7 protein-coding genes and 1 pseudogene are annotated in these 14,258 nt (G+C 65.6%); 3 read left to right on the top strand and 5 right to left on the bottom strand.

Annotated features, from left to right (window positions below; all coding sequences use genetic code 11):
• Positions 1-83: 83 nt before the first annotated feature.
• The 3 genes from betA (at position 84) to rpfF (ending at position 4,688) form a co-directional block, all read left to right on the top strand.
• Positions 84-1,766: a choline dehydrogenase gene (gene betA, locus ACMZ91_RS20880; protein ID WP_180837609.1), complete on the top strand. Its 1,683-nt coding sequence runs from the start codon at positions 84-86 to the stop codon at positions 1,764-1,766.
• A gap of 176 nt (positions 1,767-1,942) precedes the next feature.
• Entirely contained in the window at positions 1,943-3,619 is a 1,677-nt protein-coding gene (locus tag ACMZ91_RS20875) for a long-chain fatty acid--CoA ligase (protein WP_049461178.1), read from the top strand.
• 199 nt (positions 3,620-3,818) lie between these two features.
• Positions 3,819-4,688, top strand: a complete 870-nt coding sequence (rpfF, locus tag ACMZ91_RS20870; RefSeq protein ID WP_012480080.1) for a diffusible signal factor synthase RpfF — start codon at positions 3,819-3,821, stop codon at positions 4,686-4,688.
• A 12-nt stretch (positions 4,689-4,700) separates the two neighbouring features.
• Here the strand turns inward: rpfF and ACMZ91_RS20865 are convergent.
• The 5 genes and pseudogenes from ACMZ91_RS20865 to ACMZ91_RS20845 form a co-directional block, all read right to left on the bottom strand.
• A pseudogene (locus ACMZ91_RS20865) lies at positions 4,701-7,423 on the bottom strand (response regulator).
• A 1-nt stretch (position 7,424) separates the two neighbouring features.
• Positions 7,425-8,564: a cyclic di-GMP phosphodiesterase response regulator RpfG gene (gene rpfG, locus ACMZ91_RS20860; RefSeq protein ID WP_006364528.1), complete on the bottom strand. Its 1,140-nt coding sequence runs from the start codon at positions 8,562-8,564 to the stop codon at positions 7,425-7,427.
• Between the two features lie 205 nt (positions 8,565-8,769).
• Positions 8,770-10,281 (bottom strand): lysine--tRNA ligase, encoded by a 1,512-nt coding sequence (gene lysS / locus ACMZ91_RS20855; RefSeq protein WP_049461174.1) that lies wholly within the window; start codon positions 10,279-10,281, stop codon positions 8,770-8,772.
• Between the two features lie 359 nt (positions 10,282-10,640).
• Positions 10,641-12,281 (bottom strand): acetolactate synthase large subunit, encoded by a 1,641-nt coding sequence (locus tag ACMZ91_RS20850; protein ID WP_049461173.1) that lies wholly within the window; start codon positions 12,279-12,281, stop codon positions 10,641-10,643.
• Between the two features lie 63 nt (positions 12,282-12,344).
• A complete protein-coding gene (locus tag ACMZ91_RS20845) occupies positions 12,345-13,730 on the bottom strand; it encodes an NAD-dependent succinate-semialdehyde dehydrogenase (protein ID WP_049461171.1) in 1,386 nt (461 codons plus the stop codon).
• Positions 13,731-14,258: the final 528 nt, after the last annotated feature.

Below are 14,258 nucleotides of genomic sequence, written 5' to 3'. Positions count from 1 at the left end.
GCACCTTCGTCCGGCCACTGCGCCGATCCGACATTCCGCCGGGACGCTTGCATGCAGCGCGCCCCGGCCTGCAGGAGACACCCATGAGCACCCATAACGAGTACGACTACATCATCATCGGCGCCGGTTCGGCCGGCAACGTGCTGGCCACCCGCCTCACCGAAGATGCCGATGTCAGCGTGCTGCTGCTGGAAGCCGGTGGCCCGGACTACCGGCTCGACTTCCGTACCCAGATGCCGGCGGCACTGGCCTTCCCGCTGCAGGGCAAGCGCTACAACTGGGCGTACAAGACCGATCCCGAGCCCTTCATGAACAACCGCCGCATGGACTGCGGCCGTGGCAAGGGGCTGGGTGGCTCGTCGCTGATCAACGGCATGTGCTACATCCGCGGCAACGCGATGGACTACGACAACTGGGCCAGCATGCCGGGCCTGGAAGACTGGACCTACCTGGACTGCCTGCCGTACTTCCGCAAGGCCGAAACCCGTGACATCGGCCCCAACGACTACCACGGTGGCGAAGGCCCGCTGCGGGTGACCACGCCCAAGGCCGGCAACAACGAACTGTTCGCTGCGATGGTCGAGGCCGGCGTGCAGGCCGGCTACCCGCGCACCGACGACCTCAACGGCTACCAGCAGGAAGGCTTCGGCCCGATGGACCGCACGGTGACCCCGAAGGGCCGTCGTTCCAGCACCGCCCGCGGCTATCTGGACCTGGCCAAGCCGCGCCCGAACCTGACCATCGTCACCCACGCGCTGACCGACCGCATCCTGTTCTCGGGCAAGCGTGCGGTGGGCGTGCAGTGGCTGCACAACGACCAGCCGCAGCGTGCCACCGCCCGCCGCGAAGTGCTGCTGTGTGGCGGCGCCATCGCCTCGCCGCAGATCCTGCAGCGCTCGGGCGTCGGCCCTGCCGACCTGCTGCGCAGCCTGGACATCGACCTGGTGCACCACCTGCCGGGCGTCGGCGCCAACCTGCAGGATCACCTGGAGATGTACCTGCAGTACGAGTGCAAGAAGCCGGTCTCGCTGGCCCCGGCACTGAAGCTGTACAACCAGCCGGCCATCGGTGCCGAGTGGCTGTTCCTGGGCACCGGCATCGGCGCCAGCAACCAGTTCGAGGCCGGTGGCTTCATCCGCAGCGACGCCGAGTTCGACTGGCCGAACCTGCAGTATCACTTCCTGCCGGTGGCGATCAATTACAACGGCTCCAACCCGATCAAGGCGCACAGCTTCCAGATGCACGTCGGTTCGATGCGCTCGCCCAGCCGCGGCCGCATCCACGTGCGTTCGAAGGATCCGCGCGAACATCCGAGCATCCTGTTCAACTACATGTCGCACGACCAGGACTGGCGCGAGTTCCGCGCGGCGATCCGGATCACCCGCGAGATCTTCGCGCAGCCGGCACTGGCGCCGTACAGCGGCCGCGAGATCTCGCCGGGCAGCGCACTGCAGACCGATGCGCAGATCGATGCGTTCGTCCGCGAGCATGCCGAGACCGCCTACCACCCGTCGTGCTCGAACAAGATGGGCCATGCCGATGACCCGATGGCGGTGGTCGACGGCCAGGGCCGCGTGCACGGGCTGGAAGGCCTGCGCATCGTCGATGCCTCGATCATGCCGCAGGTGGTGACCGGCAACCTCAACGCACCGACCATCATGATGGCCGAGAAGCTGGCCGACGTGATCCGTGGCCGCACCCCGCTGGCCCGCAGCACCGCGCCGTACTACAAGGCCAACGGCGCACCGGTACGCAAGCAGAGCTGACGCAAGCGCCCCGCTTGTGGCCACGGTACTGCCGGCCGCTGGCCGGCATTACCAAGCAAAGAGGCCCTTCGGGGCCTCTTCGCGTTTTCCCTACGGCGGGGTATGCTGCAATGAACGGCCATTGTGGATACGCTCAGGGCCGTAACCTAAAACATCACGATTCCTGGAGGGGGAATATGAGTCTGGATCGTCCCTGGCTGCAGAGCTATCCGAAAGGCGTTCCCGCCGAAATCGACGTCAACGAATTCCATTCGGTCGCCTCGGTCTTCGACGCTTCCGTCGCGAAATTCCGCGACCGTCCCGCCTACTCCAGCTTCGGCAAGGTCCTCACCTATGGTGAGACGGACGCGCTGGTCACCCAGTTCGCCGCCTACCTGCTGGGTGAGCTCAAGCTCAAGAAGGGTGACCGCGTCGCCCTGATGATGCCCAACTGCCTGCAGTACCCGGTGGCCACCTTCGGCGTGCTGCGCGCCGGCCTGACCGTGGTCAACGTCAACCCGCTGTACACCGCGCGCGAACTCAAGCACCAGCTGGTTGATGCCGGCGTCAGTGCCCTGGTGGTGGTCGACAACTTCGGCGACACCGTCGAACAGGTCATCGCCGATACACCGGTCAAGCACGTGGTCACCACCGGCCTGGGCGACCTGCTCGGCGCCAAGGGCGCGATCGTCAACTTCGTGCTGAAGTACATCAAGAAGATGGTGCCCAACTACCACATCAAGGGCGCCGTCCGCTTCAAGCAGGCGCTCAAGCTGGGCAGCCGGCACACGCTTCCGCCGGTCGAGATCGACCACGACGACATTGCCTTCCTGCAGTACACCGGCGGGACCACCGGCGTGGCCAAGGGTGCGATGCTGACCAACCGCAACCTGATCGCCAACATGCAGCAGGCGTCAGCGTGGCTGTCCACCTCCGGCATCGAGCCGGGCAAGGAAGTGATCATCACTGCCCTGCCGCTGTACCACATCTTCGCGTTGACCGCGAACGGGCTGGTCTTCATGAAGTTCGGTGGCTGCAACCACCTGATCACCAACCCACGCGACATGAAGGGCTTCGTCAAGGAGCTCAAGGGCACCCGCTTCACCGCCATCACCGGCGTCAACACGCTGTTCAACGGCCTGCTCAACACCCCGGGCTTCGACGAGATCGACTTCTCTTCGGTCAAATTCACCCTGGGCGGCGGCATGGCGGTGCAACGTGCCGTGGCCGAACGCTGGAAGAAGGTCACCGGCGTGACCCTGGTCGAAGCCTATGGCCTGACCGAGACCTCGCCCGCGGCCTGCATCAATCCGCTCACCCTGCCCGAGTACAACGGTGCCATCGGCCTGCCGATCCCGTCCACCGATGCCTGCATCAAGGACGACAACGGCAACATCCTGGCGCTGGGCGAAGTGGGCGAGCTGTGCATCAAGGGCCCGCAGGTGATGAAGGGCTACTGGCAGCGTCCGGAAGAAACCGCCACCGCCATCGATGCGGACGGCTGGCTGCACACCGGCGACATGGCGAAGATGGACGAACAGGGCTTCTTCTACATCGTCGACCGCAAGAAGGACATGATCCTGGTGTCCGGCTTCAACGTGTACCCGAATGAGGTCGAAGACGTCATCGCGATGATGCCGGGCGTGCTGGAAGTCGCCGCCGTCGGTGTCCCGGACGAAAAGTCCGGCGAAGTGGTCAAGGTCGTGATCGTGAAGAAGGACCCGAACCTGACCGCGGAAATGGTCAAGGAACATGCGCGGGCAAACCTGACCGGTTACAAGCACCCCAGAATCGTAGAATTCCGAAAGGAGCTGCCGAAGACCAACGTCGGCAAGATCCTCCGTCGCGAGCTGCGTGATACGCCCGCCCAGTAAGGGTTTCCGGGCAACGGGAGAGTACAGGGACCCCGCCGGAGACGGCGGGGTCTTTTTATTACCGGAACATGGCCGGTACAGCGCTTGCGGGCGGTTCACGACGGGTGCATAGAATCAGTCGCCGCCGCACGTTCAGCCCGCCCCCTCACTCCTCTCCGTCCGCTCTGCGGTTGGCCGGACGGTCACACGGAGAACTCCCATGTCCGCAGTACGCCCCATCATCACCCGTCCCTCGCAGCACCCTACCCTGCGTATCACCGAAGAACCCGAGCGGGATGTCTACTGGATCCACATGCACGCCAACCTGGTCAACCAGCCGGGCCGGCCGTGCTTCGCCTCGCGCCTGGTCGATGACATCGTCGACTACCAGCGCGAACTGGGCGATCGCCTCAGCGCCTCGCACGCTCTGTCACCCCATGTCGTTCTTGCCTCGGACAGCGACGTGTTCAACCTGGGTGGCGATCTCGAACTGTTCTGCCGCCTGATCCGCGAGGGCGACCGCGCCCGCCTGCTCGACTATGCCCAACGCTGCGTGCGCGGCGTGCATGCCTTCCATGCCGGCCTGGGCACCCGTGCCCACAGCATCGCCCTGGTCCAGGGCAATGCACTGGGTGGCGGCTTCGAGGCCGCACTGAGCTGCCACACCATCGTCGCCGAGGAAGGCGTGCTGATGGGCCTGCCCGAGGTGCTGTTCGACCTGTTCCCGGGCATGGGCGCCTACTCCTTCCTGTGCCAGCGGATCAGCCCGCGCCTGGCCGAGAAGATCATGCTGGAAGGCAACCTCTACACCGCCAGCCAGCTGAAGGAGATGGGCCTGGTCGACATCGTGGTGCCGGTGGGCGAAGGCGTTGCCGCGGTCGAACAGGTGATCAAGGAAAGCCGGCGCATTCCGCACGCGTGGGCGGCGATGCGTGAGGTCAACGAGATCGCCACCATGGTGCCGCTGCATGAAATGATGCGGATCACCGAGATCTGGGTGGACACCGCCATGCAGCTCGGCGAGAAGTCCCTGCGCACCATGGATCGGCTGGTACGGGCGCAGGCCCGGCGCAATGGCGACCCGGCCTGACCGTCTGGCGGGTCAGGACGGGCTGCGCTCGCTGTCGTCGCGGTGCGATGCTCCCGCACTACGGGCAGCCAACGCATTCCTGCCGTTGCGCAGGGCGGTTGCCAGGCTGCCGAGGCGGGCGTTCCATTCCCCCTTCAGCTGCCAGTCCGCCATGCGCATGATTTCGCCACTGGAGGCGGCAACCTGGACAAGCCCCAGGTTGCTCGCCACACCGCGCAGCGCGTGTGCGTGCTCGCGGAAATCCTCCCAGGCCTGGTGCTCGCCGCAGCCCTGCAGCTGGCCCATGCTCGCGTCGACGTCCGCCAGGCACTGGTCGATGAACTTGCGTTCGAAGCCATCGCCCATGCCCAGCGACGCCAGCTCGTCCAGCACCGCGGTATCGAGCACGCCATCGCCAACCGGCAATGCCGGCACCGACTGGATGCCGGACTCGGCGCGGGTATTGGCGGCGACATCGGCCAGCACTTCCAGCAGACGGGTGGCCACCACGGGCTTGGCAAGGAAGGCGCGGGCACCGGCCTGCTCGCAACGCAGGATGGACTCGGGGTGACGTCTGCGCTCAGCACCATGACCGGAACGTAAGGCATGCCACTGGCCTGCATCACCCGCAACTGCTTGAGCAGGTCCAGTCCGCTCATGCCGGGCATGTGCAGATCAACGATCGCTGCGTCGTAACTGGCCTGCTCCAACGCATCGAGCACTTCGGCGCCGCCATTGACGCAGGTGACCTTGTGGCCGGCCTTCTCCAGCAACCGCTGCAGCACCATGCGGTTGGCTTCGTGGTCGTCGGCCACCAGCACCCGCAGGCTGCGCACGCGCGCACGATGGCGCAGGAAGGGATTGGAGAACGCGATGACATTGCCGGCTTCAGCCACCTCGGACGGAACCGCCGGGGCTGATGAAGTGTCTGCGACGTCCAGCGTGATCTCGACCCAGAACACGCTGCCACGCGGGCTGTTCGGCGCATAACCGACCTGCCCGCCCATCGACTCGACCAGGCCCTTGGCAATGGCGGTGCCCAGACCGGTGCCTTCATGGCGGCGGGCCAGGCCGACATCGCCCTGCTCGAAGGCATTGAACAGCCGGCCGCGCAGCGCCACCGGCACGCCGATGCCGCTGTCGACGATCTCGAATCGCAGGCGCATCCGCTCGCTACCCAGCACATCGGGGCTGGACACGCGCAGATGCACGTAGCCGCTGTCGGTGAACTTGACCGCGTTACCCATCAGATTGAGCAGGATCTGCTGCAGATGACCGGCATCACCCAGCAGGCGCGGCGGCACGTTGTCATCCACCTGCACGCGATAGTCCAGCGATTTGGAGCGGGTCTGCGGCGTCAGGATCAGGTTGATCGCCTGCAGCACGTCGGCCAGCGCGAACTCGTGCCACTCCACGCGCACCTTGCCGGCTTCGATCGCGGAGATGTCCAGCACCTCTTCCACCAGCGCCAACAGGCTGCGGGTCGAGGCCTGGATGGTGTTCAGGCACTCGCGCTGTTCGTCGTCCAGGCGGGTGGTGGCCAGCACTTCGGTCATGCCGGCCAGCCCGTTCAATGGCGTGCGGAACTCATGGCTCATGTTGGCCAGGAAGCGGCTCTTGGCTTCGTTGGCCTGGCGCGCCTCGGCCACTGCACGGGTGAGCGCATGCAGCAGCGAATCGAAGTACAGCGGGATCGCGCCCAGGCCCAGCAGCAGGCCCCAGCCCAGATAGTCGTGCCCACGCCAGTAGGGCGACAGCATCACCGTACACAGGAAAGCCAGGCAGCCCATGGCGGTGGCCACGCGCAGGTAGGTGCTGCCGTAGCGCATGCCGTTGCCGATGGTCACCCACAGCATCACCGCATACAGCGGCGCGGCCGGCTCGCCCTGGATGGTCATGATCCAGGCCATGCAGGTGTAGTCGGTCAGCATGCCGATCACCCGGCGCACATGCGACACACCCGGATTGACCAGGATCGCGGTCAGCAGGCCGGCGGAGATGGTCAGCTCGAAGGCCAGGATCAACCAGGTCGCGGTCAGCGCCTCACCGCCGCCGCTCAGCGAGCGCCAGCCGAGGTAGCTGATGAACAACGCCGTGATGATGATGCGGATCAGGTTCTGCGCGTGCTCGCTGTCCTCGCGCCCGGACAGGCGTTGCTTGAAGCGTGCCAGCAGCGAGCGCTTGTCGGAGCCAGCGGCGGGAGTCGTATCCATGGTCGGATGTCGCATCCTTCGGCGCAGCAGGGAAGAGCAGCACAACGGTACTGCCAGCAACCCCAACCACAGGGAAATGGCCAGCCCCAGGTTGGCCTGCCAGTAAGGGGTCAACAGCACGGTGGTGCCGAAACTGACCATCGCCAGCACGATGGCAGCGGCCAGGTAACGCGGCCCGAAGCGCAGGCCGTTGCCCACCGTGACCCACATCACCACCGCATACACCCACGCCAGCGGCTCACCCATCTGGATCATGCCGACCGCGATCAGGCCGTAATCGGCCAGCATTCCGGCCACCCGCCGCGGATCGGAGCGCTCCGGCTTCCACAGCAGCCAACCGAACAGCAGCAGCGAAAGTCCCAATCCGGTCAGCACCGTCGCCAGCACGCCCTGGTACTGCTCCAGACGGTGCAGGCGCGCACCGGACAACAGCACATAGACCAGGATCAGCGAGATCAGCACCACCCGCACGATCGCCTGGCCATGTTCCGAATCCGGACGCTGCGCCAGCCGACGCTTCACGCGTGCGAACAGGTCCTGCATGTCACCCACCCGGTCGCGTCGATGCCGTCGAGTGCTGGGCGCAGATATCCATCAACTGCTGGTGGCCGCGCATCAGCGCATCCACGCAGCGTGGATCGAACAGGCGGCCACGCTGGGCATACAGATAGGCCAGTGTGGCTTCCATGGTCCATGCTTCCTTGTACGGACGGGGTGAGATGAGTGCGTCGAAGACGTCGGCCACGGCGACGATGCGCGCTTCCAGCGGAATCGCCTCACCGACCAGCCCATCCGGATAGCCGCTGCCGTCGTAACGTTCGTGGTGGCGCAGCGCGATCAATGCGCCGACCTGGATGAAGCGGTTCTGGCTGCCACTGAGCAGCTCATGGCCGATGCGTGGGTGCCGGCGCATGATCGCCAGCTCCTCGTCGTTGAGCTTGCCCTGCTTGAGCAGCACTGCATCGGGAATGGCGATCTTGCCCATGTCATGCAGCGGCGCGGCCATCTCGATCAGGCGCACGTCGTCTTCGGGCAGGCCCAGCTGCTCGGCGATCAGCCCTGCCACGCGCGCCATGCGTTCAAGGTAGGCACTGGTGCCGGCATCACGGAACTCGATCGCCCGCGCCAACCGCGACAGTGTCTCACGCTCGCGTTCCTCGACTTCGTGCATGCTGGCCAGCAAGCGCTGCTCCAGCGACAACGCGCGTTGCTTCACGTTCTCGGTCTGCTGGCGCAGCTGCAACAGGTTGTAGCAGCGCGCGCGCAGTTCGCGCGGACGGATGGGCTTGACCAGGAAGTCGATGACCCCCGCTTCCAGCGCCGCCTGACGGATCGGCTCGTCGCCGACCACGGTGATCAGGATCACGGGAATGTCGCGATGCTTGGGCAGGCGACGGAAACGGCGGGCGAACTCCAGCCCGTCCATTTCCGGCATGCGGTAATCGAGCAGCAGCAGGTCGACCGGATGCGCCTCGCACCAGGCCAATGCGGTCAACGGATCACCGAAGTCATACACGCTCAGTTCCGGCGCGATATCTTCGATGACGTGACGCAGCATCGTCCGGGCGGACGTCTGGTCGTCAACAATGACGATGTTCAACGCGTACTCTGCCTGGTTTCTCGACCATGCTGGATCATCAGCAGGCGAGGATACCCTGCCGCTGCGAACGCTCGCACCCTGCATCGGCCTGACTCCCGTGTCATGCGTCCCGGTTCATGATCGTCATCACATTGTGAAGCGGACTCTCCACAGTGCGCACTCCCCCTGGCGCCGATCAAGCCACAACAGACGTCAAGGTAGTGCATTAACGATACGCCGAGTGCGGGAGGCGTCAATCGCGCCGTCTCATTTCGCGACGGCGCGCACAAACAGGAGTCAAAAAGACGACTTACTGCTCCGGACGCATGTACGGGAACAGCAGCACGTCACGGATCGAGCTGCTGCCAGTCAGCAGCATCACCAGGCGATCGACGCCGATGCCGAGGCCGCCGGTCGGTGCCATGCCGTACTCCAGCGCACGGATGTAGTCGGCGTCGTAGTGCATGGCCTCGTCATCGCCGCCTTCCTTCGCCGCCACCTGGGCCTGGAAACGCTGGGCCTGGTCTTCCGGGTCGTTCAGCTCGGAGAAGCCATTGGCCAGCTCCTTGCCGTTGACGAACAGCTCGAAGCGGTCGGTGTAGCCCGGATCGTTGTCGTTGGCACGGGCCAGCGGCGAGACCTCCACCGGATGGTCGGTGATGAAGGTCGGCTGGATCAGGGTGTGCTCGACCGTGGCCTCGAAGATCTCCAGCAGCAGCTTGCCCCAGCCGTACGACGGCTTGACGCGGATCTTCAAGCGCTCGCAATGGCGCAGCAGTGCATCGCGGTCGGTGCAGTCGGCAGCAGAGATTTCCGGGTTGTGGTGGCGGACCGCCTCATCCATGCGCCAGCGGCGGAACGCCGGGCCCAGGTCGATCTTCGCGCCATCCCACTCCACTTCGGTGGAACCGTTGACGGTCGTGGCCACGTCACGGATCACGCCTTCGGTCAGGTCCATGATCTCGTTGTACGTGGCATAGGCCTCGTACAGCTCCATCATGGTGAATTCCGGGTTGTGGCGGGTGCTGACGCCTTCGTTGCGGAAGTTGCGGTTGATCTCGTACACGCGCTCCAGGCCACCCACGGTCAGGCGCTTGAGGTACAGCTCCGGCGCCACGCGCAGGTACAGGTCCAGGTCCAGCGCATTGTGGTGGGTGGTGAACGGCTTGGCCGCCGCGCCGCCGGGGATGTAATGCATCATCGGCGTTTCGACTTCGAGGAAGTCGCGGTTGTCCAGCCACGCGCGCATGGCGCGGATGATCTTCGAGCGCTTGATGAACACCGCGCGCGACTCCGGGGTCACGATCAGGTCGACATAGCGCTGGCGGTAGCGCTGCTCGACGTCGGCCAGGCCATGCCACTTGTCCGGCAGCGGGCGCAGCGACTTGGTCAGCAGGCGGATCGATTCGGCCTTGACCGACAGCTCGCCGGTCTTGGTACGGGTCAAGCCGCCTTCAACGGCGATGATGTCGCCCACGTCCCAGCCCTTGAAGGCGGTGTAGGCATCGCCCAGCACCGTGCCCTGCAGGAACAGCTGGATGCGGCCGGACTCGTCCTGGATCTGCGCGAAGCTGGCCTTGCCCATGATGCGCTTGGCCATCAGGCGGCCGGCCATCTTCACCTGGCGGCCGTTGCCTTCCAGGGCCTCAGCGGTCCACTGCTCGGCGTCGGCGAATTCTTCCTGCAGGCGGCCGGCGAAGTCCTCGCGACGGAAATCGTTCGGGTACGCGATGCCCTGCCCACGCAGCGTTTTGAGTTTCTCGCGGCGCTCGGCGATCAACTTGTTTTCGTCAACGGGGGGGGTATCGGTAGCTTCGCTCATGGATCTGCGGGAATCGTGTAGTGAGGGGGGATGTTGCGCCCGGCACAGCCGGTTGCCCAGCATACCAAAACCGCCCCGCCCCAGCCCTGGGCCGGGGCCGGGGCCGGGCCCGCTGCCCGGTTGCCGCCAACCTTGTTTGGCGGTCCGCGTGTCGACCAAGGTCGACACCTACCGGATTCCAGGGAACCGATGCCCCGGTAGCCGCCAACCTTCGTTGGCGCTCCATCGTGTCGACCAAGGTCGACACCTACCAGGTCCGCTGCCCGCCGCTCTGGTAGCCGCCAACCTTGGTTGGCGGTCCGTGTGTCGACCAAGGTCGACACCTACCGGATTCCGGGGAGCCGATGCCCCGGTAGGCGTCAACCGTTCCCGGGAAACGCCTGCCGCAGCTCGTCCACCAGCACCCGCTGGTTCTCCGAGTAGTCGATCGGCACCGATACCAGGTGCACCCCACCCTCGTTGAACGCCGCCTCCAGCGTCGGGATGAACTGCTCGATGGCCGTCACCTCATGCCCCTTGCAGCCATAGGCTTCCGCATACTTCACGAAATCCGGGTTACTGAACGTCATGCCGTAGTCGGTGAAGCCATCCACCGCCTGCTTCCAGCGGATCATCCCGTAGGCGCCGTCGTTGAGAATCAGCACCACCAGGTTCAGGCCCAGCCGCCGCGCGGTCTCCAGCTCCTGGCTGTTCATCATGAAACCGCCATCGCCGCACACCGCCAGCACCCGCCGCTGCGGGTACAGGATCGAGGCCATGATCGCCGACGGCAGGCCCGCGCCCATCGTCGCCAGCGCGTTGTCCAGCAGCAGCGTATTGGCCACCTGGGTGCGGTAATTGCGCGCAAACCAGATCTTGTACATGCCGTTGTCCAGCGCCACGATGCCGTCCGGCGGCATCACCTGGCGCACGTCGTGCACCAGCCGCTGCGGGGTGAATCCAGCTTCCTCGGCACGGTCAGCCAAGTGTTCCAGAATGGTAGTGCGCAGCGGCAGCAGCGCGTCGGCATTCGGCACTGCGCCTTCGATACGGTCGGCCAGCTGGGTCAGCGAACGGCCGATGTCACCGATCACTTCCACCTGCGGGAAGTACACCTGCTCCACCGCTGCCTGCGAATAGCCGATATGGATCACGGTCGGCCCACCCGGGCGCATCACGAACGGCGGCTTCTCGGTGACCTCGTGGCCGATCGTCACGATCACGTCGGCCTGGTCGATGGCCATGTGCACGTAGTCGCGCTCGGTCAGCGCGGCGGTGCCCATGTACAGGCCCGAGCCACCGGCCACCGCACCCTTGCCCATCTGCGTGGTGAAGAATGGAATACCCGCGCGCAGCACGAATGCCGACAACGCTTCGCTGGACTGCGGCCGCGACGCCGCCGAGGCGATCATCAGCAGCGGGCGCTTGGCGTTGCGGATGATCTCCGCCGCGCGGTCCAGTGCTTCCGGACTGGCAATGGGACGATCCACCGCGTGCGGCGGAATCAGCGCCACCTCCCCGACCTCATCGGCCGCGATGTCTTCGGGCAGCTCCAGCAGCACCGGGCCCGGGCGCTCTTCCAGCGCGGTACGGAATGCCTCGCGGACGATGGTCGGAATGGTGCGCGCCGAGACAATCTGCCGCGCCTGCTTGGTCAGTGGCTTCATCGTGCTGACGATGTCGACGATCTGGAAGCGTGCCTGCTTGCTGGCGACGATGCCCTTCTGGCCAGTGATCATGATCACCGGCCACGCGCCAAGCAGCGCGTAGGCGGCACCGGTGGTGAAGTTGAGCGCGCCCGGGCCAAGCGTGGCCAGGCACACGCCCGGCTTGCCGGTCAGGCGGCCATAGGTGGCCGCCATGAACACGGCCGCCTGTTCGTGGCGGGTGATGACCAGCTCGATGCTGGAATGGCGCAGCGACTCGACCACGTCGAGATTCTCTTCGCCGGGAATACCGAAAATACGCTCGACGCCTTCGTTCTCAAGCGCGGCGACGAGCAGATCTGAACCCTTGGACATTGGAATGCCGTCCTTTTCGCTGGACTGATGATGGATCGTTGCAGGAAGGATGGAAGCTGCGCGTCAACGCTTGTCGAACCACACCGTCTGCGCGTTGACGAATTCGCGGATGCCGAAGTGCGAGAGCTCACGGCCGAAGCCGCTCTTCTTCACGCCACCGATCGGCACGCGCGGGTCAGAGGCGGAGAAACCGTTGACGAACACGCCGCCGGTCTGCAGCCGGCGCGCCAGCTGCATGGCCCGTGCGCGGTCGCCGCTCCACAGGTTGCCGCTGAGGCCGAACTCGCTCTGGTTGGCCAGTTCCACCGCATGGTCGGCATCGCGGGCACGGCTGATCGAGGCAACCGGACCAAAGGTTTCGGTATCGAAAGCCTGCATGCCCGGCTCCACGTCGGCCAGCACGGTGGGCGCGTAGAACGCACCCGGGCGATCCAGCTGATGGCCGCCGACCAGCAGCTTCGCGCCCGCGTCCACCGAGGCCCGTACCTGCGCGTCCAGCTGTTCCAGCAGGTCCTGGCGTGCCATCGGGCCGATACGGTTGCCGGCTTCACGGCCGTCGCCGATGGTCAGCGCCTGCACCTTCTGGCAGAACTGCGCCACGAAGCGGTCGTACACCGCGTCTTCAACGATGATGCGCTTGCCGGCGATGCAGACCTGCCCGGTGTTCTGGAAGCGCGAGGCCACGGCGGCATCGACCGCAGCGTCCAGATCGGCATCTGCCAGCACGATGAACGGATCCGAGCCGCCCAGTTCCAGCACCACCTTTTTCAGCGCCTGCCCGGCCTGGGCGGCGATGCTGCGGCCGGCGGCCACGCTGCCGGTCAGGGTGACGGCGGCGATGCGGTCATCGGCGATCGCACGGCTGGTGCCGTCGCGGCTGATGTTGGCGGCGATGAAGGTGCCTTCCGGCAGGCCTGCGTCGCGCCAGGCGGCGTCAAGCAGCTGCGCGGTACCGACGATGTTCTCGGCCGGCTTCAGCAGGAAGCCGTTGCCGCCCATCAGGATCGGTACAGCCGCGCGCATCACCTGCCAGTACGGGAAGTTCCACGGCATGATGCCCAGCACCACGCCCAGCGGCAGGTAGGACACGTAAGCCTTGTCGTCGGGCACCTGGGCCGGTTCGTCGCGCAGGAACTGCGCACCGTGGTCGGCGTACCAGTCGCACAGCACGGCGCACTTCTCGATCTCGGCCAGCGATTCGGCCTGCACCTTGCCCATCTCGGCGGTGGCCAGTGCAGCCAGCTTTTCACGGTCACGGCGCAGTACCGCGGCCATCGCACGCAGTACGTCTGCACGCTGTTCGAGGCTCCTGGCGCTCCAGGCCGCGAAGCCAACCTGGCCGCGATCCAGGATTGTTTCCAGTTCGGCGTCGGTGGCGAAGGGATGGCTGGCGATCTGCTGGCCGGTGGCCGGATCGCGGGAAATGGCGGTGCTGGGGGCAGCGGACATGCAGGTCTCCTGGTGTCTCGACAACGGGCGGCGGCCCGTCTCCTGCACAGGAATGTGGACCCGATCGACGGTCACAACAAGGCGTCTGCTTATCCTGTGACCTGCACTTACCTGCCTGAATGGGGTTATCGGCAGGGCTGCGTCCTGGGTACGCGCCATCGCATGCGCGCTGCCGCTCCCACGCTTCGCTACGCGAACCGCGGGCCCCACTTACCAGCTCCCAGACCCCCGCCGCTTCGCGGCCGCCCCCTGACTCAGGGGGCTCTGCCCCAGACGCGAGTCGGTCGCCACAGTAGATCCACGTCATTCGTGGCTGAATCTCTTTCGGAATCAAATATCTCCAATTGAGATCGAAAACCATCCACGCATGGCGTGGATCTACCAGATCACGAGAAACTGTCAAAGGCGGGGCGGTGTCGGGGTGCGGGGTGTCAGCCGCATGGGCCCGAGGCATGCCTCGGGCGGGTTGGGCAGGACGCCCAACCCCGGTCTTGCCGTGTGCGCAGGACTGCGCACACGAGCAAGCGG

The sequence above is a fragment of the Stenotrophomonas sp. FR024 genome, assembly GCF_047500745.2.
Lineage (GTDB): Bacteria > Pseudomonadota > Gammaproteobacteria > Xanthomonadales > Xanthomonadaceae > Stenotrophomonas > Stenotrophomonas maltophilia_A.
The sequence above is the reverse complement of the archived record's forward strand: the minus strand, read 5'-3'. Positions and strand labels throughout refer to the sequence as shown.